The 24796-nt window shown below is 71.3% G+C and carries 19 protein-coding genes; 4 read left to right on the top strand and 15 right to left on the bottom strand.

Translation table 11 applies throughout. The features are described 5' to 3' along the window. Window positions 1-67: 67 nt before the first annotated feature. On the bottom strand, window positions 68-718 hold the full coding sequence (locus tag FVE25_RS31945) for a response regulator (RefSeq protein WP_157250831.1): 651 nt from the start codon (window positions 716-718) through the stop codon (window positions 68-70). Then, window positions 715-2271 (bottom strand): ATP-binding protein, encoded by a 1557-nt coding sequence (locus FVE25_RS31940; protein ID WP_246267727.1) that lies wholly within the window; start codon window positions 2269-2271, stop codon window positions 715-717. Before FVE25_RS31940 ends, FVE25_RS31945 begins: the two co-directional genes overlap by 4 nt. A 145-nt stretch (window positions 2272-2416) precedes the next feature. Between FVE25_RS31940 and FVE25_RS31935 the strand changes: the two genes are divergently transcribed. Genes FVE25_RS31935 through FVE25_RS31925 form a run of 3 tightly spaced genes read left to right on the top strand, consistent with a single transcriptional unit; the run spans window position 2417 to window position 5423 of the window. Beyond that, window positions 2417-3391 (top strand): Bug family tripartite tricarboxylate transporter substrate binding protein, encoded by a 975-nt coding sequence (locus FVE25_RS31935; protein ID WP_157250830.1) that lies wholly within the window; start codon window positions 2417-2419, stop codon window positions 3389-3391. An 8-nt stretch (window positions 3392-3399) separates the two neighbouring features. Beyond that, entirely contained in the window at window positions 3400-3903 is a 504-nt protein-coding gene (locus tag FVE25_RS31930) for a tripartite tricarboxylate transporter TctB family protein (RefSeq protein WP_157250829.1), read from the top strand. Next, entirely contained in the window at window positions 3900-5423 is a 1524-nt protein-coding gene (locus FVE25_RS31925) for a tripartite tricarboxylate transporter permease (RefSeq protein WP_157250828.1), read from the top strand. Before FVE25_RS31930 ends, FVE25_RS31925 begins: the two co-directional genes overlap by 4 nt. Window positions 5424-5515: 92 nt before the next feature. On the opposite strand, the gene FVE25_RS31920 is transcribed toward FVE25_RS31925, so the two are convergent. From FVE25_RS31920 to FVE25_RS31865, 12 genes are all read right to left on the bottom strand, one after another. After that, entirely contained in the window at window positions 5516-6847 is a 1332-nt protein-coding gene (locus FVE25_RS31920) for an MFS transporter (RefSeq protein WP_246267725.1), read from the bottom strand. 102 nt (window positions 6848-6949) lie between these two features. Beyond that, the gene (locus tag FVE25_RS31915; protein WP_157250827.1) at window positions 6950-7642 is read right to left on the bottom strand and encodes a hypothetical protein; all 693 of its coding nucleotides are present in this window, start codon (window positions 7640-7642) and stop codon (window positions 6950-6952) included. A 2-nt stretch (window positions 7643-7644) separates the two neighbouring features. Further along, window positions 7645-9123 (bottom strand): NACHT domain-containing protein, encoded by a 1479-nt coding sequence (locus FVE25_RS31910; RefSeq protein WP_157250826.1) that lies wholly within the window; start codon window positions 9121-9123, stop codon window positions 7645-7647. 167 nt (window positions 9124-9290) lie between these two features. Continuing rightward, the gene (gene gatB / locus FVE25_RS31905) at window positions 9291-10778 is read right to left on the bottom strand and encodes an Asp-tRNA(Asn)/Glu-tRNA(Gln) amidotransferase subunit GatB (protein WP_157250990.1); all 1488 of its coding nucleotides are present in this window, start codon (window positions 10776-10778) and stop codon (window positions 9291-9293) included. A gap of 5 nt (window positions 10779-10783) precedes the next feature. Further along, on the bottom strand, window positions 10784-12274 hold the full coding sequence (gene gatA, locus FVE25_RS31900) for an Asp-tRNA(Asn)/Glu-tRNA(Gln) amidotransferase subunit GatA (RefSeq protein ID WP_157250825.1): 1491 nt from the start codon (window positions 12272-12274) through the stop codon (window positions 10784-10786). Continuing rightward, the gene (gene gatC, locus FVE25_RS31895) at window positions 12271-12570 is read right to left on the bottom strand and encodes an Asp-tRNA(Asn)/Glu-tRNA(Gln) amidotransferase subunit GatC (protein WP_157250824.1); all 300 of its coding nucleotides are present in this window, start codon (window positions 12568-12570) and stop codon (window positions 12271-12273) included. Before gatC ends, gatA begins: the two co-directional genes overlap by 4 nt. A gap of 75 nt (window positions 12571-12645) precedes the next feature. Next, window positions 12646-14715, bottom strand: coding sequence for a putative bifunctional diguanylate cyclase/phosphodiesterase (locus FVE25_RS31890; protein ID WP_157250823.1), 2070 nt, complete (start codon window positions 14713-14715; stop codon window positions 12646-12648). 196 nt (window positions 14716-14911) lie between these two features. After that, window positions 14912-17089, bottom strand: coding sequence for an NAD-dependent DNA ligase LigA (ligA, locus tag FVE25_RS31885; RefSeq protein ID WP_157250822.1), 2178 nt, complete (start codon window positions 17087-17089; stop codon window positions 14912-14914). A gap of 55 nt (window positions 17090-17144) precedes the next feature. Beyond that, window positions 17145-17495, bottom strand: a complete 351-nt coding sequence (locus FVE25_RS31880; RefSeq protein ID WP_157250821.1) for a hypothetical protein — start codon at window positions 17493-17495, stop codon at window positions 17145-17147. Further along, the gene (locus FVE25_RS31875) at window positions 17482-21588 is read right to left on the bottom strand and encodes a caspase, EACC1-associated type (RefSeq protein WP_157250820.1); all 4107 of its coding nucleotides are present in this window, start codon (window positions 21586-21588) and stop codon (window positions 17482-17484) included. The genes FVE25_RS31880 and FVE25_RS31875 overlap by 14 nt, the downstream gene beginning before the upstream one ends. 49 nt (window positions 21589-21637) lie before the next feature. Further along, a complete protein-coding gene (locus tag FVE25_RS31870; protein ID WP_157250819.1) occupies window positions 21638-22057 on the bottom strand; it encodes a hypothetical protein in 420 nt (139 codons plus the stop codon). 14 nt (window positions 22058-22071) lie between these two features. Continuing rightward, window positions 22072-23064, bottom strand: a complete 993-nt coding sequence (locus tag FVE25_RS31865) for a methionine synthase (protein ID WP_157250818.1) — start codon at window positions 23062-23064, stop codon at window positions 22072-22074. 28 nt (window positions 23065-23092) lie between these two features. Here FVE25_RS31865 and FVE25_RS31860 point away from each other — a divergent pair, with 28 nt between their 5' ends. Continuing rightward, the gene (locus FVE25_RS31860) at window positions 23093-23725 is read left to right on the top strand and encodes an MBL fold metallo-hydrolase (protein ID WP_157250817.1); all 633 of its coding nucleotides are present in this window, start codon (window positions 23093-23095) and stop codon (window positions 23723-23725) included. Here the strand turns inward: FVE25_RS31860 and mnmA are convergent. Beyond that, entirely contained in the window at window positions 23722-24780 is a 1059-nt protein-coding gene (gene mnmA / locus FVE25_RS31855; RefSeq protein ID WP_157250816.1) for a tRNA 2-thiouridine(34) synthase MnmA, read from the bottom strand. The two genes, FVE25_RS31860 and mnmA, sit on opposite strands and share 4 nt — an antisense overlap. Between the last annotated feature and the right edge of the window lie 16 nt (window positions 24781-24796).

Below are 24796 nucleotides of genomic sequence, written 5' to 3'. Positions count from 1 at the left end.
AGCCTCTTCTCAGGCAACAGTAAGGCACGGGTATCCCGATATGTCACGGGAAATGGGTTATCTCGGGCTAACCAATCCAGCGGTAGCGGTGCTCGGGGCGGCCCGCCGTGCCGTACCTGGGCCGGAGCTCGGCCTTGCCCACCACGCACAGGTGCTCGAGGTACCTGCGTGCCGAGACCCGCGACAACCCGGCCAGCTGCGCCGCCTCGGCCGCCGACAGGTCGCCGCCCGCCGCCCGCAGCGTCTCGGCCACCAGGTCGCACGTGGCCGAGGACAGGCCCTTGGGCAGCGGCGTCTTGACCGCGCCGAACATCCGGTCCACCTCGTCCTGGCCCACCTCGGGACCGAGCGCGGTCAGCCGCCGCCGCGCCGTGGCGTACTGCTGCAGCCGATCGGTCAGCGCGGCGGCGGTGAACGGCTTGATGAGGTAGTTGACCGCGCCGCTGCGCATCGCCTCCCTGACCGTGGGCAGGTCACGGGCGGCGCTGATCATCAGCACGTCCACGTCGTGCAGCTCCTTCAGCACCTCCAGCCCGGACAGATCGGGCAGGTAGATGTCGAGCAGCACCAGGTCGGGCCGCAGGTGACGGACCACGCTCAGCGCGTCGTGCCCGGTGTGGGCCACGGCCACGACCTCGAAGCCCGGCACCCGCGCGACGTAGCCGCTGTGGATGCGGGCGACCATGAAGTCGTCGTCGACGACCAGAACACGGATCACGGCAGCAGCGCGGTGAACACCGCTCCCCCCTCGTTGCGTACGTTCACCCAGCCGCCGCGGCGCAAACACGCCTGCCTGGTCAGCGCCAGCCCGAGGCCGCGCTGGCCCGAGCGGGCGGCCTTGGTCGTGAAACCCTCGCGGAAGACCTCCTCGACCAGGCCGGGCGTGATGCCGGGCCCGGAGTCGCCCACGCGCACGTGCAGGCCGTCGGCGTCGGCCCGGACCGAGACCTCGACCGTGCCCGGAGCGCCGTCCAGCGCGTCGATGGCGTTGGCCACCAGGTTGCCCACGACCAGCACCGCGTCCTGCGGGTCGCCCAGCATCCCGTCCGGCACCGCCGAGTCGTCGGCCAGCTCCAGCGTGGCGCCGCGTTCGGCCGCCTCGGCCGACTTGGCCAGCAGCAGCGCGGCCAGCGTCGGGTCCTGCACGCGTTCGCGGATGCCGACGGCGTAGGTGCTGCGGGTGGTGCGGGTGATGAAGGAGACCGCCGCCTCGTGCTCGCCCAGCTCCAGCAGCCCGACGACGGTGTGCATGCGATTGGCGAACTCGTGGGCCTGCGCCCGGAGGGCGTCCGTCGCGCTGCTGGCGTCGTCGAGGTCGCGCGCCAGCCGTACCAGCTCGGTGCGGTCACGCAGCGTGACCACCCAGCCGCGGTGCTGGCCGCGCACGGCGACGGGGGTGCGGTTGAGCACCAGCACGCGCTCGCCGTGCAGCACGATGCGGTCCTCGCCGGGGTCGGCGCCGCCGAGCACGTCGCGCATGCGGCCGGAGACCGGCAGGTCGGACAGGTCGCCGCCCTCGCCGACGTCGCCGAGCAGGTCGCGGGCGGCGTCGTTGACCAGCGTGACCCGGCCGTTCAGGTCGAGGGCGAGCACGCCCTCCTTCACGCCGTGCAGCACGCCCTCGCGCTGTTCCAGCAGCGCGGCGATCTCGCGCGGCTCCAGGCCGAAGGTCTGCCGCCGCACACGGGCCGTGACGAGCGCGGCCGCCAGCAGCCCGGCCAGCAGTACGGCGAAGGCCGTCCACAGCAGCGGCGGCAGGGCGCCGGACAGCTCGCCGACGACCGTGGTCTCCAGCACGCCCACCGAGGTCATGCCGATGACCTCGCCGTACTCGTCGAAGATGGCCGCCTTGCCGCGCACCGTGGTGCCGATGGTGCCGGTCTCGGTGCCGACCCAGGGACGGCCCGACTCGATGACGCCGCTGCCGTCGGTGGACAGCTTCTGGCCGATCAGGTCGGCGTTGGGGTGCGCGTAGCGGGTCTGCTCGCGGTTGGCGATGACCACGTAGTCGGCTCCGGTGGCCTGCTGGACGCTGACGGCGAGCGGCTGCAGCACCTTTTCCGGATTTTTCGTGTTAAAGGCCGCGCGGACCTGCGGCATGCCGGCCACCGACTGGGCGATGGCCAGGGCGCGCTGCTGGTAGCGCGAATCCAACTGGGTACGCGTGTGCCCGAACCACACGGCCGCCGTGCCCACGATGGCGAGCAAGACGATCACCATCTGCAACACGAACAACTGAGTGCCGAGCGAGGCGTTTGTGACCCTCCTCACGCGATAGATGGAAACAAACGCAGGTCACAGCCGGGTCGCGACCAATACGAACAAAAAGACGTCAACTGGAATAAGGCTCGACCGAGGGGGTGACCTGGCTCACCATCCATGTTCACAGAACGTGAAGAGCACCCTTGGAGTGATCATGCGCTTGCGCATACTCGCCGCGCTCGCGGCCCTGTCCGTCGCCGCGCTGTCGGCCTGCGGCAACGCGGGCGGCGGCACCGGCGCAGCGTCGGGCACCCTGAAGATCATGGCACCGGCCAACGCCGGCGGCGGCTGGGACCAGACCTCCCGCACGGCCGAGCAGGCGATCAAACAGGCCGAGCCCTCCCGCAAGGTCGAGGTCTACAACGTGCCCGGCGCCGGCGGCACCATCGGCCTGGCCCAGCTCGCCGGCGAGAAGGGCAACGGCAATCTGCTGATGACGATGGGCCTGGTCATGGTCGGCGCCATCGAGCAGAACAAGTCCAAGGTCACGCTGGCCGACACCACGCCGATCGCCAAGCTGACCGAGGAGTACGAGATCGTCGTCGTGCCCGCCGAGTCCAAGCTCAAGACGCTCGCCGACCTGGTCGCCGCCTGGAAGGCCGACCCGAAGACCGTCTCCATCGCGGGCGGCTCGGCCGGCGGCACCGACCACATCCTGGCCGGCCTCATGGCCAAGGCCGCGGGCGTGGACCCCAAGCAGATCAACTACGTCGCCAACTCCGGCGGCGGTGAGGCGCTCAACCTCCTGCTGGGCAACAAGGCCACGATCGGCATCTCCGGCGTCGGCGAGTTCGCCGAGCAGGTGAAGGCCGGCAAGCTGCGCGCCCTGGGCGTCAGCTCCGCGCAGAAGCTGCCCACCCTCGACGCGCCCACGCTCAAGGAGGGCGGCCTCGACGTCGAGATCGCCAACTGGCGCGGCATGGTCGCCCCCGGCGGCCTGTCGGACGCCGACAAGAAGAACCTGACCGACCTGGTCACCAAGATGCACGGCTCCCAGTCCTGGAAGGACGCGGTCGCCAAGAACGGCTGGATCGACGCCTTCCAGACCGGCCAGCAGTTCGCCGACTACCTCGGCGCCGAGCAGACCCGAGTCAAGGGCATCATCGCCGAGATGGGGCTCGTCTCCTGATGGAGCCCATGCAGAGCAAGAAGCGGGGCTGGTGGCGACCCGAGCTCGGGTTGGCGCTGGCCCTGCTGGCCGTCGGCGTCTTCGTCGTCGTCGGCACGCTGGACGTCTCGGCCGCCGCCTCCGCGGTCGGCATCGGGCCGAGGTTCTTCCCCATGCTGGTCGGCGGCGCGATCACCGTCGTGGGCCTCTTCTACGTCGTCGACGTCCTGCGCGGCGGCCGCGGCGACCCCGAGGAGAGCGAGGACATCGACGCCGACGCCCCCGCCGACCTCAAGCGGGTCGCCCTGGTCGGCGGCGTCTTCCTGGCCTTCACCGCGCTGCTGAACACCCTCGGCTGGATCATCGCCGGCAGCCTGCTGTTCTTCGGCCTGTCCCTGGCGCTGGGCGCCGAGCACAAGATCCGCGCCGCGATCGTGGCCGTGGTCCTGGGCGTCGGCACCTACCTCGCCTTCGTGAACGGCCTCGGCGTGACGCTTCCCGCGGGGATCCTGGGTGGAGTTGGACTGGAATGAACTCGCTGCAACTGCTGCTGGACGGCTTCGCCGCCGCGCTGACCCCGATCAACCTGCTGTACGCGCTGATCGGCGTCACCCTGGGCACCCTCGTCGGCGTGCTGCCCGGCATCGGCCCGGCCATGACGGTCGCGCTGCTGCTGCCGGTGACCTTCACCGTGCCTCCGGCCAGCGCCTTCATCATGTTCGCCGGCATCTACTACGGCGGCATGTACGGCGGCTCCACCACCTCCATCCTGCTCAACACGCCCGGTGAGTCGTCCTCGATGATCACCGCGCTGGAGGGCAACAAGATGGCCAAGCGCGGCCGTGCCGCCCAGGCGCTGGCCACGGCGGCCATCGGCTCGTTCGTCGCGGGCACGCTCGCCACGGGCCTGCTCGTGGTCGCCGCCCCGGCCGTGGTCGCCTTCGCCATCTCCTTCGGCCCCGAGGACTACTTCGCCCTGGCCATCCTGGCCTTCACCGCGGTCTCCTCGGTCCTGTCCCGCTCGGTCGTGCGCGGCCTGGCCTCGCTCGGCTTCGGCCTGGCGATCGGGCTCATCGGCATCGACCAGCAGACCGGGCAGGCCAGGCTCACGCTGGGCATCCCCCAGTTGCTCGACGGCATCGACGTGGTGATCGTCGCCGTCGGCCTGTTCGCGCTGGGTGAGGCGTTGTACGTGGCCTCCCGGCTGCGGCACGTGCCGCCGGAGGTGATCCCGGTCGGCCGGGCCTACCTGGGCAGGACCGACTGGGCGCGCTCCTGGAAGCCGTGGCTGCGCGGCACCGCCCTGGGCTTCCCCTTCGGCGCGCTGCCGGGCGGCGGCGCCGAGATCCCTACCTTCCTGTCCTACGCGACCGAGAAGAAGCTGGCCCGCGGCATCGCCCGAGAGGAGTACGGCAAGGGCGCCATCGAAGGCGTCGCCGGGCCAGAGGCGGCCAACAACGCCTCGGCCGCCGGCACGCTGGTCCCCCTGCTCAGCCTGGGCCTGCCGACCTCGGCCACCGCCGCGATCCTGCTCGCCGCCTTCCAGCAGTACGGCCTGCAGCCCGGCCCCCAGCTCTTCGACCACAACCCCGCCCTGGTGTGGGCCATGATCGCCTCGTTGTTCATCGGCAACGCGATGCTGCTGGTGCTCAACCTGCCCCTGGCGCCGCTCTGGGCGAAGGTCCTGCACGTGCCGCGGCCCTATTTGTACGCCGGGATCGTCATGTTCGCCGCGCTCGGCGTCTACGCGGTCAACGGCTCGACGGTGGACCTGGTCGTGCTCTTCCTTCTCGGCCTGCTCGGCTGGGCCATGCGCCGCTTCGGCCTGCCGGTGGCGCCCGCGGTCATCGGCATGATCCTCGGCCCGATGGCCGAGATCCAGCTCCGCCGCGCCCTGGCCATCGGCGCCGGTGACGTCACCGTGCTGGTCAGGAGCCCGATCGCGATCGTGTTGCTGCTGCTGTCGGCGCTGGCGCTGCTCACCCCGCTGTTCCGCAAGCTGATGGCACGACGCCGCACCGAAGGCGTCACGTCCGCGTCACAGGACGGGTGACCACCCGCCGCCCGGGGCATCACCCCGGTGGTTCTGGGGACGGACGAACGGACCCCGCCGGCTTGTCCACCGGCGGGGCCTCGTCAGGAGGGTCACACGCCCACCGGCACCGGGGCCTCCTTCTTCCCGCCCGGGGTGGTGATCCCGAACCGGGGCGCCACCCAGATCCCGGCCAGCGCCATGACCAGCGTGGCCGCGAAGACGCTCCAGTAGCCGGAGGCCAGGGCGGTGAACAGCGCGCTGGTGATCGCGACCGCCACCACGGAGAAGATCATCTCACCGACCTGCAGCGAGGAGGAGTTGGCGCCCTGCTCGGCGGGAGCCGACAGCTCCAGCGTCAGCACCGAGAGCGTCGGGTAGACCAGCCCGATCCCGAAGCCGCCGACGATCCAGGAGACGTACGCCACCCAGACCGGCACCGGGTCGAAGGCGACCGCGCCCATGAGCAGCAGGCCCAGCGCGATCAGGGAGGTGCCGCCGACCAGGTTCGTCAGCCGGCTGAAGACCTCGCGCCCCTGCAGCCAGGAGGCGAACGACCACGTGAGCGCGCCGCCAGTGAGGGCGAGCCCGGCCTCGACGGTGCTCAGGCCGCGCTGCGTGGTGAGCATCAGCGGGATGATCACTTCGGCGGCGAAGAAGGCGCCGGTGGCCAGGCCGCGCAGGGCCACGACCGACGGCAGGCCCTTGGCGGCCCGCAGGGTACCGGCCGGCAGCAGCCTCGGCAGCGCCAGCGCCAGCACGATCAGGCCGGTGACCAGCAGAGCGGTCTCACCCTTGCTGCCGTACTGCATGAGCCCGGCGCCGACGGCGGTCACCGCGGCCCAGCCGAGCTTGCCCAGCATCCCGGGAGAACTCTCCACCTGCCCGCCGGAGACCGGCTGCCCCGCCAGCCCCCGGTACAGGAACACCGCCGCCACCGCGGTCAGGACCGGCACGCCCAGGAAGACCCAGCGCCAGCCCACCGTCTCCACCACGCCACCGGCGATCGCCGGCCCCACCATGGACGGCACCACCCATGCCGTCGCGAACAAGGAGAAGATCTTCGGGTGCAGGTGCTCGGGGTACACCCTGCCCACCACCACGTACAGGGAGACCTGCACCAACGCCCCGCCGAACCCCTGGACCAGGCGACCGGCGATCAGCATCTCCATGCTCTGCGCGCCTCCGGCCAGCCCGAGACCGCCCGCGAACGCCAGGGCGCCGAACCACAACGGTGCCAGGGGCCCGCGAAGGTCGGCCCACCGGCCGCCCAGCACCGTCCCGATCACACCGGTGGCCATGGCCCCGCTGAAGGCGAGGCCGTACAATTCGAGACCGCCCAGTTCCCGGGCGACCCGCGGCATGGCGACCGTGACCGCCATGTACTCGAAGGCGACGAGAGACACCATCGCCACCAGGCCCGTTGTCAATGCTCTGCGCTTCATGCAGACGAACGTACGGCGGCGCCGCGGCGAGCACATGGTGCCGTGGTCCTAGGACCACCCCGGCCTTTAGTCCGAGTTATCAAATGTCCAGAATGTCGATGGTCAGCGCGTCGCCGAATGCTCCTGGTGCCCGGGTGCGGGCGCCGGGTTCTCGGCCGCTTCGCCGAACTCGGCCTTCATCAGCATCTTCACCTGCCGGCGGCCACCCACGTCGATGAGCAGAGCGACGATCGCGCCCACCTTCTCCTGGTGGCTGAAGTTCGGATCGTCGACGGTGCCGTCCAATGCGGCGATCGTCTTCTTCCGCTCAGCCGCGCTCATCCGATCCAGGCCGTTGAGATAGGTGACCACGCACTCGCGGACCTCCGAGAGCGGCACCTTGCACAGTTGGGGAACGGCGCATCTCCGGACCCAGCGCGATTGCTCGACCGAGCCGATGTCATCGATCTGCTGGTTGATGTAGCCCTGGAGCCGCGCGTAGACCTTGGCAGGGCCGTAATAGCTGTTCTCGGAGCCGCTGCCGAGAATCGCGAGCTGGCTGCGGAGCAGCGCGGGCCCGACCAGGCCGGCGAGGAGCACGGGCCACGGTCCCGTGAACCACTTGAGTCCCTCGAGCGCCGCGCCGAGCAGGACGAACGCCAGCACGGCGGTGGACCCGTCACAGGCGAAGCGGTAACAGATCCAATGGGCGGCCTTGATCGAGGGAGGTTTACGGCGTGCCGCGAAGAGCTCGACACCGGACAGGATGATCGCCAGTCCGGCGGCCGAGACGTGCGGGATCCACGTCCAGCCCATCGTCAGCGCACCACCGATTCACCGAGCAGCCGCCGGAAGCGCGCATACCCGTCGGCGTCGTGGTAGGACTCGATCAGTCCCTTCTCGCGAAGTGAGCGCAACGAGTCGCGCGCCGCGGAGATCGGCAGCCGGGACTGGGCGCTCACCTGCCCCAGGTCATAACTGACGGCTTCCTCCATCGCGTTGAAGACGCGTAGCTCGAGTTCGGTCATCGGCGCCGAACGCCTCTGCTCCATGTCCCGTTCGAGGGACTGCTGCAAGCGCCAGCTGAGCGACTTGCGCAGGAGTTCCTCGGCCGCGTTCACATCGCCCTGCTCGCTGAGCAGCAGGCTGAGGTGGACGGCCGCCAGCGACCGCCAGGGAGAATGCGGGAACTCGAGAGCGCATCCGAAATCCCGCTTCGCCTGGTCCAAGGCACCGGCCCTGCAGCTGTGGAGCCCGGCCAGGAAAGCGGCCCGCCCTTCGTCGCCGGGATCACCCAGATCCTTGAAATGAGGCAGGCTCAGACTGTCGATCAGGAGCTGAAGCAGCGCGGGCCGGCTCAGCTCGCCGTCGCTCACCCTGATGGTCGCCACCAAGGTCTCCAGGTCGACGTTCTCCCGGACCAGGTCGGCGTCGGCCAGAACCGCGCGCAGGCATTCCTCCATCAAGGAGACGGGCATCGAGTCGAGGACGGCGACCCGGTCGGGGTCCAGCCATCGTGCCCAGAGCGGCCACTCGGAGATCCGCGACGCCAGCAGCACCCGGCTCCCGTCCGCCGACCTGACCCAGGTCTTGAGCGCGTCCACGCCGGCTTCCCGATCGGCGGCGGGAAGCTCGTCGATACCGTCGATGATCAGCAGCACCGTCGAGCGCCGCAGCCACCTGCTCGTGGTCAGCGGGGGGATCCCGTAGTCGGTGGAACAGATGTCGGTGAGCCACCGGCGGACCGATGTCCGCTCCGGATCCCATCCGTGCGCGCGCAGGAAGATGGGGATCTGCGGCGAGGAGCCGCCGACGAACGCGTCCGCCAGGGTCCGCGTGAGCTCGTAGAGCAATCGCGTCTTGCCCGAGCCCGCCGCGCCCAGGAGCAGCGTGCACCTGGCCGCGTCCGGCGTGGCCCATCCCTCGCAGAGACGGCTGATGAACGTCCGGCTGGTGTACTCCTGGCCGACACTCGTGGACTCGAGATCCACCGTCAGCACCCGCTCGGGTTCGGGGATCTCCCTGACCGGCAGATCGATGGGAGCGCCGTGGCCCTCCAGCCGCCTGCTCATCTCCGCCTTGATGCGAAGGACGGCGGCATGTTCCTCCTGGGGGCTCAGCACCTTGTCCTTGAGACCGAGGCCGGTGAGCAACAAGCCCGATCCCACCGCGAGGACGCCCACCGCGGAAGCCCACAGTCCGGGAAAGCCGGGAAGGAGATCACCGAGGACGGCGGCGATGGCGGAAAGGACGAATCCCGCCCCACCGGCGGCCATCGTCCAGTGTCGTCTCTCCACTCAGCACATCCCGGTCATGCAACAGCGGATCCCGTATCAGGGTAAGCCGCCGGATTACGCAGGCGTGGGGAGATGCAGTAACGAACCCGTCTCGGCGCCTCCCCTGCGGGCGGGCAGACGAAAGGGCCCCGCCGTATGGCAGGGCCCTCGCGCGGGAAAAGGGGCGGCTACTCCGAGACGCCCAGTTTCTCCAGGATCAGCTCGCGGGCGCGGCCGGCGTCGGCCTTGCCGCGGCTGGCCTTCATGACGCCGCCGACCAGCGCGCCCACCGCGGCGATCTTGCCGGAGCGCACCTTGTCGGCCGCGTCGGCGTTGCCGGCCAGCACCTGGTCGATGATGGCCGACAGCTCGCCCTCGTCGTTGACGATCTGCAGGCCGCGGGCGGCCACGACCTCGTCGGGGGTGCCCTCGCCGGCCAGGACGCCTTCCAGCACCTGGCGGGCCAGCTTGTCGTTGAGGGCGCCCGAGGCGACCAGCTCGGTCACGCGGGCGATGTCCGCGGGCGTGATCGGCAGGTCGGACAGGGCGGTGCCGCTCTCGTTGGCGCGGCGGGCCAGCTCGCCCATCCACCACTTGCGCGCGTCGGCGGCCGGCGCGCCCGCCGCGACCGTCGCCTCGACCAGGTCGATGGCGTCGGCGTTGTGCATCGCCTGCATGTCGAGGTCGGAGACGCCCCACTCGGCCTGCAGCCGCTGACGCCTGACCGACGGCAGCTCGGGCAGCTCGGCCTTGAGCCGGGCCACCCACGCCGGGTCCGGCGCGATGGGCACCAGGTCGGGCTCGGGGAAGTAGCGGTAGTCCTGCGCCTCTTCCTTGGAGCGGCCGGGCGTGGTGGTGCCGGTGTCCTCGTGGAAGTGGCGGGTCTCCTGGAGGATCTTCCCGCCCTCGGCGAGGATCGCGGCCTGCCGCTCGATCTCCGAGCGGACCGCGCGCTCGACGCTGCGCAGCGAGTTGACGTTCTTGGTCTCGGTGCGGGTGCCCCACTCCGCGGCGCCGCGCGGCATCAGCGAGACGTTCACGTCGCAGCGCATGGAACCCTCTTCCATGCGTACGTCGGAGACGCCCAGCGACCGCATGATCTCCCGGAGCTCGGTCGCGTACGCCTTGGCCACCTCGGGAGCCATCCGGTCGGTGCCCGGGATCGGCTTGGTGACGATCTCGACCAGCGGGATGCCGGCGCGGTTGTAGTCGACGATGGAGTAGTCGGCGCCCTGGATGCGGCCGGTGGCGCCGCCCACGTGGGTGGACTTGCCGGTGTCCTCCTCCAGGTGCACCCGCTCGATCTCGATGCGCACCGTCCTGCCGTCGACCTCGACGTCGATGTAGCCGTCGAAGCACAGCGGCTCGTCGTACTGCGAGATCTGGTAGTTCTTCGGCATGTCCGGATAGAAGTAGTTCTTCCGGGCGAAGCGGCACCACTCGGCGATGGAGCAGTTCAGCGCCAGGCCGATGCGGATCGTCGACTCGATCGCCGCCGTGTTGGCCACCGGCAGCGCGCCGGGGAAGGCCAGGCAGGTCGGGCAGACCTGGGTGTTGGGCGCGGCGCCGAAGGCGGTCTTGCAGCCGCAGAACATCTTCGACCGGGTGCCCAGCTCGACGTGCGTCTCCAGGCCCAGCACCGGCTCGAAGCGCGCCAGCGCCTCGTCGAAAGCCATCACGCTCACAGCGACGGAGCCTCCTTCAGCAGCGGGCCGCCCCAGCGGCTCTCCAGGGCCTTCTCCACGGCCGCGGCGACGCGGTAGCAGCGGTCGTCGCCCAGCACCGGAGCCATGATCTGCAGGCCGACCGGCAGGTTGTCCTCGTCGGCCAGGCCGCACGGCACCGAGATGGCCGCGTTGCCCGCGAGGTTCGACGGGATCGTGCACAGGTCGGCGAGGTACATCGCCATCGGGTCGTCGGTGCGCTCGCCCAGCCTGAACGCCGTGGTCGGCGTGGTCGGCGAGATCAGCACGTCCACCTGCTGGTAGGCGGCCTCGAAGTCACGCGAGATGAGCGTGCGGACCTTCTGCGCCTGGCCGTAGTAGGCGTCGTAGTAGCCGCTGGACAGCGCGTAGGTGCCGAGCATGATGCGCCGCTTGACCTCGGGGCCGAACCCGGCCGCCCTAGTCAGCGCCATGACCTCCTCGGCGCTGCGGGTGCCGTCGTCGCCGGCGCGCAGGCCGTACCGCATGGCGTCGAAGCGCGCCAGGTTGGACGAGCACTCCGACGGCGCGATGAGGTAGTAGGCGGGCAGCGCGGTGGTGAACGTCGGGCAGGAGACCTCGACGACCTTGGCGCCCAGCGACTCCAGCAGCTCGACGGCGTCGTGGAAGCGGTTGAGCACGCCCTGCTGGTAGCCCTCGCCGCCGAACTCCTTGACCACGCCGATGCGCATGCCCTGGACGTCACCGTGGCGGGCGGCCTCGACGACGGCGGGCACCGGCGCGTCGATGGAGGTGGAGTCCATCGGGTCGTGGCCGGAGAAGACCTCGTGCAGCAGCGCGGTGTCGAGCACGGTGCGGCCGAACGGGCCCGGGGTGTCGAGCGAGCTGGCGAAGGCGATGACGCCGTAGCGGGAGGAGCCGCCGTAGGTGGGCTTCATGCCGACGATGCCGGTGACCGCGGCGGGCTGCCGGATGGAGCCGCCGGTGTCGGTGCCGGTCGACAGCGGCGCCTCGTAGGCCGCCACCGCCGCCGACGAGCCGCCGGAGGAGCCGCCGGGGGTGCGCTCGAGGTCCCACGGGTTGTGCGAGTCGCCGTAGGCGGAGTTCTCCGTGGAGGAACCCATCGCGAACTCGTCGAGGTTGGTCTTGCCGAGGATGACCAGCCCGGCCGCCCGCAGCCGCGCGGTCACGGTCGCGTCGTACGGCGGGCGCCAGCCCTCCAGGATCTTGGAGGCGGCGGTCGTCGGCATGTCGTGGGTGGAGAAGATGTCCTTGTGCGCGATCGGCACCCCGGCCAGCGGCCCGAGCTTCTCCCCCGCGGCCAGGCGGGCGTCGACCGCCCGCGCCTGGGCCAGCGTGACCTCGCGGTCGACGTGGAGGAAGGCGTTGACCTTGGGCTCGACCTCGGCCATGCGGTCGAGGTGCGCCTGGGCGACCTCGGCGGCGGAGGTCTCGCCGGCGGCGATCAGCGCGCCGAGTTCGGCGGCCGTCTTGCGGATGAGACTCATGCTTCCTCCCCCAGGATGCGCGGAACCCGGAAGCGGTCGTCCTCGACGGCCGGCGCGCCGGCCAGGGCTTGCTCAGGCGTCAGGGACTGTCGCACCTCGTCGGCGCGGAAGACGTTGGTCAGCGGGAGCGCGTGCGACGAAGGCGGCACGTCCTCGGCGGCGACCTCGGCGACCTTCGCGACAGCCTCGATGATCGCATCGAGCTGGGTGGCGTAGTGGTCGAGCTCGTCGTCGGTGAGCGCCATCCTGGACAACCGGGCCAGGTGGGCGACCTCGTCGCGGGTTATGGCGGACATGAGTCGTTGAACCCGTTTCTGGATGGAGTTTGGACACTCACATCCTAGGGTGCCCGGGCAAACGATTAACCCCGGTCAGGCCGTGTGAGCGGCTTCGGCGGCGCGGTAGCCGTACCCGGGGTCGGGGTTGAGGTGTTCGCGCAGCCAGTGGGTGGCGTCGGAGGGGGCCATCGGCTCGCAGAACAGCCAGCCCTGGGCCACGTCGCAGCCCATCTCGGCCAGGCGCAGCGCCGCGTCGTCGGATTCGACGCCTTCGGCGACCGAGCGCAGGCCGAGGGAGCGGACGAGGTCGACGATGGAGCGGACGATGCGCTCGTCGTCCTCGGAGTCGGCCATCCTGGACACAAACGAGGCGTCGATCTTGACTTCGGCGATGGCCAGGCGCTGGAGCCTGATCAGCGAGGAGTAGCCGGTGCCGAAGTCGTCCAGGGCCAGGGGGACGCCGAGCGTGGCCAGGGCCTTGATGGTGTCGTGGGTGTATGCCTGCTCGCCCATCAGGATACGTTCGGTGACCTCGAGCTGGATGGCCTCCGGCGGCAGGCTGTAGCGGGCCAGGCCCACCTCCAGTTGCTCGGGCAGGGCGGAGTCGAGCAGGTCGCGGGCGGAGATGTTGACCGACACCTGGATCTGGAGCCCGGTGTGCCACCAGCGGGCGGCCTGTTCCAGCGCCGCCTCGATGACGAACTCGGTGATCTGCCGCATCAGGTACGACTGCTCGGCCAGGGGGATGAACTCGGCCGGCGGGATCATCCCCAGGACGGGGTGCTGCCAGCGCACCAGGGCCTCGACGCCGTGGACGGCTCCGGTGGCCAGGCCGACCTTGGGCTGGTAGTGCAGGCGCAACTCGCCGTTGTCCACGGCGCGGCGCAGGTCGCCGAGCAGGTGGAGGCGTTCGGGCGAGTTGCGGTCCTTGTCCGGCTGGTAGAGCTCGACGCCGGTCCTGGCCTCCTTCGCCATGTACATGGCGACGTCGGCGCGTTGCATGAGCAGTTCGAAGTCGGGCGCGTGGTCGGGGAAGAGCGCGATGCCGACCGAGCCGTCGAGGTCGAAGGTCATCCCCTCCAGGCGCACCGGCTCGGTGAGGGCGGCGCGCAGGCGGGCGGCGACCTCGCGGGCGGCGTGGGCGTCGCGGATGGAGGGCAGCAGCACGGCGAACTCGTCGCCGCCGAGCCGGGCCACGACGTCGCCGGGCCGTACCGAATGCAGGAGGCGGTGGGCGACCATCTGGAGCAGGCGGTCGCCGACGGGGTGGCCCATCGTGTCGTTGACCTCCTTGAACCGGTCGAGGTCCAGGAGGAACAGGCCGACTCGCTCGCCCTCGCGCGCCTCGGCCAGGGCCTCTTCGGTGCTGACGATGAGCATCTTGCGGTTGGGCAGGCCGGTGAGCTCGTCGTGCATGGCCTGGTGGTCGCGGCGCATGGACAGGGTGGCGGTGAAGTACACCGCGGCCAGCGGGGCGACGAACAGCGGGACGAGGCCGGGCGAATGGCTCATGACGACCACGACCAGCGGGGCCAGGCCGAGCAGCGCGGTGTAGACGAGGCTCTGCGGGCCGACGGTCGAGCGCAGGACGCGGATGACCGAGCGGCGTTCGTGCAGGGCGACGGCGCCGCAGACGAGCGTGGCGCGGGTGACGAAGTAGGCGACGCCGGACAGGGCGATGGGCACCAGGTCGCCTCCGCTCGGGACCCAGGGCAGCGCGGGGGTGGGGACGATGCCGAAGATCCCGAGGACGACTGCGGCGGCGGTCAGCGCGAGCGTGGACTGGCCGACGTTGAAGACGACCCGGTGCCAGGCCTTGCGGGTGACGACCCCGTTCATGACCACGGCGACGGCCTGCATGAGCACGGCGGAGGGCAGCCCGAAGTGCAGCAGCACCGCGAAGGTGAACATCGTCGAGGGGTAGGTGCCGCCCACGGAGGTCGCGGACGAGACCATCACGGGCCTGAGCTCGCCCAGCACCACGAGGACGGCGAGCATCCAGAACAGCGGGGTGCGGGCCAGGTCGGCCAGCTGGGCCGGGTCGATCCTGAACAGGGCCGCGACGAGCGCGGTGAAGCCGATCACGGAGACGCCCGCGAGGAAGGCCCACAGGGGGGTGCCCAGGCGCGGTCCGGTATCGCGGGTGTCGGTTGGGTCAGTCATGAGTAACAGAACCCCCATTAGGTCACTATGGGAGGGTACGACCTTCACCCCACTTCGCGAAACCAAGCGCGTACGCTCGGTCACTTCTCCTTTCCGACATTTATTCACATTCCGACCGGCGCGGAATACTCTTCTAGAACCCCATACGGTCCGCGACCTGCCGCAACACGCCGCGGACCAAGGGCTCCAGGATCTTTCAGTCCTCCGTCTTGACCGCCGCCGCGGCGGCTGCCTCCGGCCCCTCCGACAGCAGGACGCCGAAGCCCGCCTCGTCCAGGATGGGCACGCCGAGTGACACCGCCTTGTCGTACTTCGACCCGGCGTTCTCCCCCACCACCACGAAAGCGGTCTTCTTGGAGACCGAACCGGCCACCTTGCCGCCGCGCGCCTCGATCTCCAGGGCGGCGCTCTCGCGGGTGTGGCCCTCCAACGTCCCGGTGACCACGAGCGTGAGCCCCTCCAGGGTCTTCGGGACGGCCTCGTCCGCCTCGGGCTCCGGATCCTTCATGCGCACGCCCGCCAGCCGCCACTTCTCGACGATCTCGCGGTGCCAGCCGACCTCGAACCACTCCTTGATCGTGGCGGCCATGTTGGGCCCGATGTCCTTGACCTCGGCCAGTTCCTCCGCCGAGGCGTTCATGATGACGTCGATCGAGCGCATCGCCGAGGCCAGCGCGCGAGCGGTCGGCGGCCCCACGTGCCGGATCGACAGCGCCACCAGCACCCGCCACAGCTCCTTGTCCTTGGCCGCCTCCAGCTGCTCGCGCAGGCTCAGCGCGGCCATCGACGGCTCACCGTCGGCGTTGGAGAACAACGAGACGACCTTGGGCTCGCCCGTCTTCTCGTCGATCTTGGGCAGGCCGGTGTCCTGGTCGCGGACGATCGAGCGGATCGGCAGCAGTTTGTCCAGCGTGAGACCGAACAGGTCGGCCTCCGTGCGCAGCACCGGCTCCTGCTCGGCCACCGGCTGAGTGAGCGCGGTCGCCGCCACGTACCCCAGGCCGCCGATGTCGAGCGCGTTACGGCGGGCGGCGAAGAAGACCCGCTCACGCAGCTGCGCCGGGCAGTGCTGCGCGTTCAGGCAGCGCAGGTCGGCGGCGCCCTCCTTCTCGTAGGCCAGCGCGGTGCCGCAGGCCGGGCACTGCGCCGGCATGACGAACTCGCGCTCACTGCCGTCACGCAGCCCGAGCACCGGGCCGACGATCTCCGGGATGACGTCGCCGGCCTTGCGCAGCACCACGGTGTCGCCGATGAGCACGCCCTTGGCCTTCACCACGGCCGCGTTGTGCAGGGTCGCCCGCTCGACCGTCGAACCCGCCACCACGACCGGCTCCATCACCCCGAACGGCGTGACCCGCCCGGTCCTGCCGACACCCACCTGGATGTCGAGCAGCTTGGTGTTGACCTCCTCCGGCGGGTACTTGTAGGCGATCGCCCAGCGCGGCGCCCGCGAGGTGGAGCCCAGCTCGCGCTGGGTGCGGAAGTTGTCCGCCTTCACCACGACGCCGTCGATCTCGTAGGCCGGGTCGTGCCGGTGCACCCGATAGTGCTCGATGAAGTCGTTGATCTCACCGAGATCCGCCACGACCTTGTACAGATCGGAGACCGGTAGCCCGAACGCCCGCAGCCGGTCATAGACCTCCGACTGCGCCGCCGGCTCCGCGGACCCCTCCCAGACCCCGATCCCGTGCACGATCAACCGCAGCGGACGCTGGGCGGTGACGCGCGGATCCTTCTGCCGCAGCGTGCCCGCCGCCGCGTTGCGCGGATTGGCGAACAGCGGCTTGCCCTCCTTGCCCAGCTGCTCGTTCAGCTTGGCGAAGTCCGCAACCGGGATGTACACCTCCCCACGGACCTCCACCAGCGACGGGACGTCGTCCCCCTGCAGCCGGTGCGGCACCCCGGTGATCGTGCGCACGTTCGGGGTCACGTCGTCGCCCGTGCGCCCGTCGCCGCGGGTCGCGCCGCGCTCCAGCTTCCCGTCCCGGTAGACCAGCGCGATCGCCAGCCCGTCGATCTTCAGCTCACAGAGGTACGGCCCGGCCGCCCCCTCGGCCAGCCGCTCCGCCCGCGCGATCCAGGCGGCCATGTCGTCGGCGTTGAAGGCGTTGTCCAGGCTCTCCATCCGCGCCAGATGATCCACCTTCGCGAAGTCACCGGACGGCGGGGCGCCGACCTTCTGCGTGGGCGAATCGGGCGTGCGCAGCGACGGATGGCTCTCCTCCAGCGCGAGCAGCTCGCGGAACCACCCGTCGAACTCGGCGTCGCTGACCGTCGGCTGATCGAGCACGTAATACCGCCAGCGCGCCTCCTCGACCAGTTCGCTCAGTTCCGTATGCCGCTTACGGGCTTCGTCGGGCGCTTCGGCGATCATCCCCGTACTCCCCTCGTTCAACGTTCCGAGAGAACGCTATCCAAGGGAGCTCCGGTCACGAAAAAACGTTGGGATCCCATCCCCTGGGAATGACCCCGGCCGAATGTATCCGCTCGACCTTGGCGCCCATGGAGACGATCTTCTTCGTGGACCGGATGACGAACACGTCGGAATCGGTGCCCGGCCCCCGGTTGACGACCCGGTGGCTGCCCTCGCCCCCGCCCTCGGTCCGGTAGAAGACGGTCAGCCTGGTGTCGAAGCCCGCCCCGCCGTCCTCCAGGGAATACCGGATCGAGTACCGCTTCTTCCCCCTTGTGCGGGGCGAGATTCTGAGCGTCGCGTCCGCCTTCCTGGAAGGGGAGGGAATACCCACCTTGTCACCGGCCGTGGCTTTACTCTCCACCATTGTCCCGCCCCTTCTCACAACCGGCCAGCGCACAGGCAGCAGCGAGCGGCCGATCGATAACTTCGGCTAAATAGCGGAAATCCCACTGATTGACCCCTCCTTGGACGGTACTTGCGACCAAGGAGTAGGTGCCAGGCCCAAAGGCGACGCCTTCTCCGGCCCCCGCCAGCGTGTGAATCCTGCGCGGACCCGAGCGATCCCTGACCAGCCAGACGGCGACCGTCTCATCCAGTGCCGCCGTCGCCGCCACCCGCCCGTCCGCGCTGAGCGCCACCTCGTGCACCGCGCCGCCGTGCCCGCCCATCGACCCGGCCGCCCGCAGCCGCGGGCCCTCCCCTACCTCCCACAGCACCGCCTTCCTGTCCTCGCCGCCGCTCAGCACCAGCCCATCGCGTACGGCCAGCGCCCGCACCTGGCCGGAGTGCCCGTCAACCAGGTCCGCCCGCCGGGGCCGCGCCGGATCACGCAGATCCCACAGCGCGATCCGCCCGTCCTCCCCGCCCACCACCCCGAACCCGGCACCCATCGCCACCGTGAAAGCCGTCGCCCCGGGCAGCCGGGCCTCCGTTCCCTGCGTGCCCCGGCCGTCCGGCGTCCCGATGCCTCCTGGCGCGCCTCCTGGCGCACTTCCTGGCGCACTTCCTGGCGCGCTTCCTTGCGCCGTCCACAGCGCGACGCCGTCGGGACCGCCGATCAGCGCCAGCCGTCCGTCCGGGCTGAGGGCCACCGAGCGCACCCGCATGCCCGCGGCCAGCGAGCGCGTCGTGCCGTCGGGCCCGCGCAGCACGGCCCCTGTCTCCCCGCCGACCAGGGCCGTCCGGCCGTCCGCGCTCAGGGCCACGCCCCCGGCGGCCGATGGGAACGAGGCGACCTGCCCGGACGGTCCCCAGAGGGTGGCGGTCGCCGGGTCCGCCGGGGTGTGGGTGAGCATCGCCGTACCACCGGCCGCGATCTGCACGGCGGACACCGGCAGCACCTGGGCCGCCGGCGGATCCGCATACCGCCAGACGATGGCCGAGGCGTCGCCGCTGCCGGTGAGCAGGCGCCCGCCGGACCCGAACGCGACCCCGGTCACCTCTGCGGTGTGCCCGGCCAGCCGGGCGCGGATCCGCGGCGACCGGGGATCGCCCAGGTTCCAGACGATGGCCGAGTAGTCCTCGCCCGCCGTGGCCAGCATGGTGTCGTCCGGAGAGAAGGCGGCGTCGGCGATGAACCCCTCGTGCCCCGTGAGGTATCCGACCAGCTCCGGCCTGCCCCTCAGGTCCCAGACCCGGTCGCCCACGACCGCCAGCGTGCCGTCCCGGGTGAGCGCCACGCCCGTGCTCGGGTTCGTCTCCGTCTCGGGCACCGGAAGCGCCTCGGACGCGGCTCCTCCCGCGGACAACCGCCACACCCTCCCGGCCCCCGCCGCATCCACCGTCACCAGCGTCTCCCCGCCCGCACTCCCCCGTGCTCGCCCGGACACGGCGAGCCTGGTCACCGGTGGGCCGAATCGGGTCAGCAACCTGGGCTCGCCCCGTACGTCCCAGAGCTCCACACCCCGCGCGGACGCCACCGCCAGCCGCTGCCCTCCGGCGTAGAACTCCGCGTGGTCGGCCGGCTCGCCCAGGGACCCGGCCAGCCGGGGTACGGAGGTGGTCAGGTCCCAGATCTCGGGCGCCGCCTCCTGCCAGGTCACCACCGCCCGGCGGCCGGCGTCGTCGAAGCGGGCCGAGTACAGGGGCCCCTTTCCCGCGGCGGGCAGGGTGGAGAGCCGCACGCGCCGGTCCAGGTCCCAGTAGCCGAGTGTGCCCTGGAAGTCTCCCGCCAGGCCGCGCCCGCCGTCCGGGCTGATGGCTACGGCGTTGACGGAGGCGGTGAAGCCGGTCAGGCGGCCCCGGTAGGCGATGCTCAGGGCGTCGGCGGCCAGCGCGGACTCGGTGATGACGCCGGGTTCGGTGCTGACGGCTTCGATGCCGAGGCGGAGCGCGGCCAACGGGTCGGCCTGCCGTACCACGTCGGCCTGGAAGACGCGGGCACGGGCGTCGGCGATGCGGCGCTCGCGCTCGGCGTCCTGATATTTCAGGACGGCCAGGCCCGAGGCGACCAGCGACACCACCAGCAACCCGCTCAGCACGGACACCAGCGCCACCCGCGCCCGCGCCCGCCGCGCCGCCAGCGCCTCCGAGGCGGCCAGGAAACGGGCCACCAGCGGCCCCGGCACCCGCCCCGACGCCCACGCGCGGGCCAGCTCCAGCCGCCCGCCCTGATACAGCCCCGCCTGGTCGCCCTCCCACGAGCGGGCCGCCTCGACCAGCCGCTGCTCGACCAGCAGCGCGGCCCGATCGGCGTCGATCCAGCCGCGCAGCGCCGGCCAGGCGGTCAGCAGCGCCTCGTGCGTGATGGTGACGGTGTCGCCGTCGAGGGTGAGCAGGCGGGCGTCATCGGCGGCGAACGCCTCGATGACCTCGTCGGCCGGCGCGACCGACGCCCTCCCGGCAGCGGCCGGGGGCGGGAGTTCGGCGGCCAGGTGTGCGCGAGTCACCCTGCGGCGGGTGTCGTCGGTGCCGTCGCCCACGTGCACGAGGCGCAGGAACACCGCCTTGGCGGCCTCGGGCTCGGGCAGGGACGCGAGCACGTCGTCGGCGGTGGCGGCCAGCGCGCCGTGGATGCCTCCGGTCTGCCGGTACCCGGCGACCGTCAGGACCTCGCGCCGCCGCTGCTGCCAGGTGGCCAGGAGGGCGTGGGAGAGCAGCGGCAGCCGTCCCGCCTCGGTGCCCAGGTCACGCAGGAGCAGTTCGGTCAAGCCGGGCTCCAGCGTCAGCCCGGCGGCCGCGGCGGGACGCTCGATCGCGGCCCGCAACTCGCCGGGCGTCATCGGGCCGGCGACGACCTGGCCGCGTTCCAGGGCGGGCCGCAGCGCGGGGTGTTCGGCGCAGCGGCCGAGGAAGTCGGCACGCACCGCCAGCACGGTCAGCCCCGGCCGGGCGCAGAGCGCGGCGGCGGCCTCGAGGTCTTCCTCGATCTGGTCGACGATCAGCACATCCGGCGCACCGGGCGCAGCAGCCCCACCCGGCGCGCCGGGCACCGCCTCGCCCGGCCTGATCACGGCGACGGTGCGGGGAGTGCCCAGGGCGCCTTGGCACACGGCGGGTGCCAGACCGGCCCGTAACAGCGACGACTTGCCCGACCCCGACGGCCCGGTGACGATGAGCGGCGCCGGGTCGGCTTCCAGGGCGGTCAGGCGCCGGATCAGTTCGGCCACCAGCCGCTCCCTGCCGAAGAACAGCGCCGCGTCCGTCTCCCCGAACGCCGCCAGCCCCTTGTAGGGAGCGCCTTCCGGCAGGCCGGACGGCGACAGCCGTACCCCCTCGGCGGTGGCTCCGTGGGCGGGGTTGCGGGCGAGGGCGAGTTCGGCGACGCGGCCGGTGGAGCGGGCGCGCGGGCGCGGGAATCCGGCGGCGGGCAGCGTGCGGCTGAGGTGGCGGTGGATGTGCTGCAGGGTCAGGTACGGCGGGCCGCCAGGATCGCCCTCGTGCAGGAGGCGCAGCAAGGCACCGGAGAAGGCGGTGTATCGGGCGCCTTCCGGGGCGAAGGCGGGTTCGCTGCGGCCGGCGGAGGTGAGCACGTAGGCGCCGGTGATCTCGGTGAGCCCGGCCACCTCGTCCAGGGCGGACATGCCTTCGATGGCCCGGCCGGAGAAGCAGCAGTCCAGGATGACGGCGACCGGCGCGTCCACGTTGTCGAGGAGGTAGCGCCGCACGGTGTCGTACGGCAGAGCCGTATGTTCCAGGTGGAGCGGCCCGGAGCGGGTGACACCGGCGGCGAGGTGGAGCGAGCCACGACGGCTGACCAGGCCGTGGCCCGCGTAGTACACGATCAGCGGGCCGCCCGCGGTCGCCGCTGCCTCCGAGACGGCGGCGCCCAGCTCCAGCGGGCTCGCCAGATCGAGTCCGACCCGGACGTCGGCCAGTCCGCACGTCTCCAGCAACGCTGTGCGCAGGTCGTGGAGGGTGCGGGAGACCGCGGGGAGGTCCGGGAGGTCGGATTCGGGGCGATGCGTGCCCGTGCCGATCAGCAGCGCGCTCGCGCCTGCGAAGTCACCGGCTGTCACGCATCGAGTTCAGCACAATCTCGCGATCGCGCCATGGGTAAGGGCGTACTCAGCCGCCCTGGGCCCAGACGCCGTCCCAGGAGGAGCACTTCCCGGTGATCGCGCGGGAGGTGCCGCGGCAGACTTGGCCCTCGATGGAGAGCATGTAGCCGGTCTTGAGGGAGAAGGCCAGGGGCTTGGCGCCGGAGCAGTTCTTGTACGTCTTGGCCCCGTGGCCGCCGTTCTCCGTGGTCCAGCGGAACTTCAGCCAGGAGCAGCCTTTCGTGCCGGGCGCGTCGTGGAGCTTGCCGGAGACGACGAAGCCGGGCCGGTCGAGCACGACCTTGCCCTTGGCCTTGCCGGCCCGGTCGGCGGAGTAGATCGAGCCCCAGCTCCAGGTCTCCGGGTTGGCCGTGGCCAGGGCGGGGGTGGCCAAGGTCGCGGACGCGAACACAAGGGTCGCGCCCACGGCAATGGTGCGAAACATCATGGTGACGAGGCTAGTCAGCCGCCTTGCATCCCGCTTGCAGGGTCCTCGCGGAGGACCTCGGCGGCCTTGCGGCAGGCGCGCAGCGCGGCCCTGGCGTAGGCGGGCGAGGCGCCGGCCAGCCCGCAGGAGGGTGTCAGGGTGATGCGCCCGGCCAGGTCGCCGGGGGCGAACCCGAGCCGCCGCCACAGCTCCACGGCGGGCTTGGCCACGACGCCGATGTCCGGCAGCCGGGTGTCGGTGCCCGGGATCACGCCCAGCAGGAACACCAGCCCTGCCTCGACGGCCTCCCCCACGGCGTCTTCGTCCCGCCGCCTGATCAGGGAGGCGTCCACGGAGACGCCGCGCACCCCGGCCCGGCGCAGCAGCGCGTAGGGCACGCCGGGCGCGCAACAGTGCACCAGCGGCGCCTCGAACGCCTTCAGCGCCTCCTCGACCCGCCACTCCTCGACCGCCGCCAGCCGGCCGAACCCGGAGGCGGTCGGCACCGTCCCGGCCAGCACGCCCGGCAGACTCGGCTCGTCGAGCTGGACGACCACCTCGCCGGCTCCCGGCAGGCGCCGCCGTACCTCGGCCACGTGGTCGGCCACGCCCTGGGCCAGCGACGCGGTGAGGTCGCGGACCGCGCCCGCGTCGGAGAGCATCCGGTTGCCGTGCCGCAGCTCGATCGCGGCCGCCAGCGTCCACGGCCCGCACACCTGCACCTTGACCGGCCCCTCGAACCCCTGCCCGATCTCCTCCAGCCCGTCGAGATCGCGGCGCAGGTGATCGACGGCCCGCTGGTGGTCGCGCCCGGCACGGTCGGTCAGCCGCCACCCGGACGGCTGCACCTCCACCGGCATGTCGATCAGCAGCGACGCCGTCCGCCCGATCATGTCCGCGCCGACCCCGCGCTGCGGCAGCTCCGGCAGGTACGGCAGGCCGGGCACCTCACCGAAAACCACACGCAACGCCTCCAGGTGATCGTCACCCGGATGCGACCCGACGCCCGTTGCCTCCCACGAAGTCATGGGGCCAAGCCTAGTTAGGCTGAGGACCATGAAGCTCACCAAGTACGGCCACGCCTGCGTCCGTCTGGAGAAGGACGGCAAGGTCCTGGTCATCGACCCGGGGACGTTCACCAAGGACCCGGTCCTCGACGGCGCCGACGCCGTGCTCATCACGCACGCGCACTTCGACCACCTGGACGTCGAGCGCCTGGAGGCCGCCTCGCCCGGCATCGAGCTGTGGACCTGCGGCGAGGTGGCCACCCAGCTGGCCGGTGTGCCGATGAAGGTCCAGGTCGTGCAGCACGGCGACACCTTCACCACCGCCGGGTTCACCGTGCGCGCGTTCGGCGAGTGGCACGCCACCAACCATCCCGACGTGCCGATCGCCAACAACGTCGGCTTCCTGGTGGACGAGGAGGTCTTCTACCCGGGCGACGCGCTGACCGTGCCCGAGGCGGAGTTCGGGACGCTGCTGGTGCCGACCGGCGCGCCGTGGCTCAAGCTGGCCGAGATGGTGGAGTACCTGCGCACGATCCGCCCGGCCAGGGCCTACTCCACGCACGACGGCCTCTACAACGAGGTCGGGCTCGGCCTGGTGGACAACTGGCTGAAGATGGAGGCCGACAAGCAGGGCGCCGACATCCGCCGGCTGCCGATCGGCGCGTCGGTGACGCTCGGCTAGGCGGCGGAGGCGATCGTCGCCGAGCCGATCACGGTCTCCCCGGTGTACAGGACGGCCGCCTGGCCCGCCGCCACACCCGTGGCCGGGCGGTCGAGCGTGATGACCAGCTCGTCGCCGTCCTGCGTGTAGCGGCAGCCGTACACCTCGCCGTGCGCGCGCAGCTGCACGGTGAGGGGTCCGTCGGCGTCGGGGCCGTTCCAGATCGGCCGCTCGCAGCGGACCGTGGTGACCGCCAGCGCCGAGCGCGGGCCCACGGTGACCGTGTTGGAGACCGGCTCGATCGACAGCACGTAGCGGGGCCGTCCGTCGGCGGCGGGGCGGTCGATGTGCAGGCCCTTGCGCTGCCCGACCGTGAACCCGTGGGCACCCTGGTGGGAGCCGACGACCGCGCCCTCCTGGTCGACGATCTGGCCGGGTGCCGAGCCCAGCCGCTTGGCCAGGAAGCCGCGGGTGTCGCCGTCGGCGATGAAGCAGATGTCGTGGCTGTCGGGCTTGTCGGCCACGGTCAGCCCGCGCCGGGCCGCCTCCTCGCGCACCTGCGCCTTGGTGGAGTCGCCGAGGGGGAAGATGGCGTGGCCGAGCTGCTCGCGGGTGAGCACCCCGAGCACGTACGACTGGTCCTTGGCCAGGTCGGGGCTCCTGGAGAGCACGCCGTCGGCAAGTTTGGCGTGGTGCCCGGTGGCCACGGCGTCGAATCCCAGTGCCAGCGCCCGGTCGAGCACCGCGGCGAACTTGATCTTCTCGTTGCACCGCAGGCAGGGGTTGGGCGTGCGGCCCGCGGCGTATTCGGCCACGAAGTCCTCGACCACGTCACGCTGGAAGCGCTCAGCCATGTCCCAGATGTAGAACGGGATCCCGATCACGTCCGCGGCCCGGCGGGCGTCGCGGGAGTCCTCGATCGTGCAGCAGCCCCGGGCGCCGGTGCGGTGCGATTGCGGGTTGGCCGACAGAGCCAGATGCACGCCGGTGACGTCGTGACCGGCCTCGGCGATCCTGGCGGCGGCCACGGCGGAGTCGACGCCGCCCGACATGGCGGCAAGCACGCGAAGTCCCATGACCTAACCAGACTAT

The organism is Nonomuraea typhae (assembly GCF_009760925.1).
In the GTDB taxonomy this organism is placed as follows: domain Bacteria; phylum Actinomycetota; class Actinomycetes; order Streptosporangiales; family Streptosporangiaceae; genus Nonomuraea; species Nonomuraea typhae.
The sequence above is the reverse complement of the archived record's forward strand: the minus strand, read 5'-3'. Positions and strand labels throughout refer to the sequence as shown.

What these genes read in the sequence shown, in the direction of transcription:
- gatB (WP_157250990.1), bottom strand. Translation starts at nt 10,778, where the DNA reads ATGGCTTTCGACGAGGCGCTGGCGCGCTTCGAGCCGGTGCTGGGCCTG.
- FVE25_RS31890 (WP_157250823.1), bottom strand. Translation starts at nt 14,715, where the DNA reads ATGACTGACCCAACCGACACCCGCGATACCGGACCGCGCCTGGGCACC.
- FVE25_RS31870 (WP_157250819.1), bottom strand. Translation starts at nt 22,057, where the DNA reads ATGATGTTTCGCACCATTGCCGTGGGCGCGACCCTTGTGTTCGCGTCC.
- ligA (WP_157250822.1), bottom strand. Translation starts at nt 17,089, where the DNA reads ATGATCGCCGAAGCGCCCGACGAAGCCCGTAAGCGGCATACGGAACTG.
- FVE25_RS31915 (WP_157250827.1), bottom strand. Translation starts at nt 7,642, where the DNA reads ATGGGCTGGACGTGGATCCCGCACGTCTCGGCCGCCGGACTGGCGATC.
- FVE25_RS31925 (WP_157250828.1), top strand. Translation starts at nt 3,900, where the DNA reads ATGAACTCGCTGCAACTGCTGCTGGACGGCTTCGCCGCCGCGCTGACC.
- FVE25_RS31865 (WP_157250818.1), bottom strand. Translation starts at nt 23,064, where the DNA reads ATGACTTCGTGGGAGGCAACGGGCGTCGGGTCGCATCCGGGTGACGAT.
- FVE25_RS31920 (WP_246267725.1), bottom strand. Translation starts at nt 6,847, where the DNA reads ATGAAGCGCAGAGCATTGACAACGGGCCTGGTGGCGATGGTGTCTCTC.
- FVE25_RS31935 (WP_157250830.1), top strand. Translation starts at nt 2,417, where the DNA reads ATGCGCTTGCGCATACTCGCCGCGCTCGCGGCCCTGTCCGTCGCCGCG.
- FVE25_RS31930 (WP_157250829.1), top strand. Translation starts at nt 3,400, where the DNA reads ATGCAGAGCAAGAAGCGGGGCTGGTGGCGACCCGAGCTCGGGTTGGCG.
- gatC (WP_157250824.1), bottom strand. Translation starts at nt 12,570, where the DNA reads ATGTCCGCCATAACCCGCGACGAGGTCGCCCACCTGGCCCGGTTGTCC.
- FVE25_RS31880 (WP_157250821.1), bottom strand. Translation starts at nt 17,495, where the DNA reads ATGGTGGAGAGTAAAGCCACGGCCGGTGACAAGGTGGGTATTCCCTCC.
- gatA (WP_157250825.1), bottom strand. Translation starts at nt 12,274, where the DNA reads ATGAGTCTCATCCGCAAGACGGCCGCCGAACTCGGCGCGCTGATCGCC.
- FVE25_RS31860 (WP_157250817.1), top strand. Translation starts at nt 23,093, where the DNA reads ATGAAGCTCACCAAGTACGGCCACGCCTGCGTCCGTCTGGAGAAGGAC.
- mnmA (WP_157250816.1), bottom strand. Translation starts at nt 24,780, where the DNA reads ATGGGACTTCGCGTGCTTGCCGCCATGTCGGGCGGCGTCGACTCCGCC.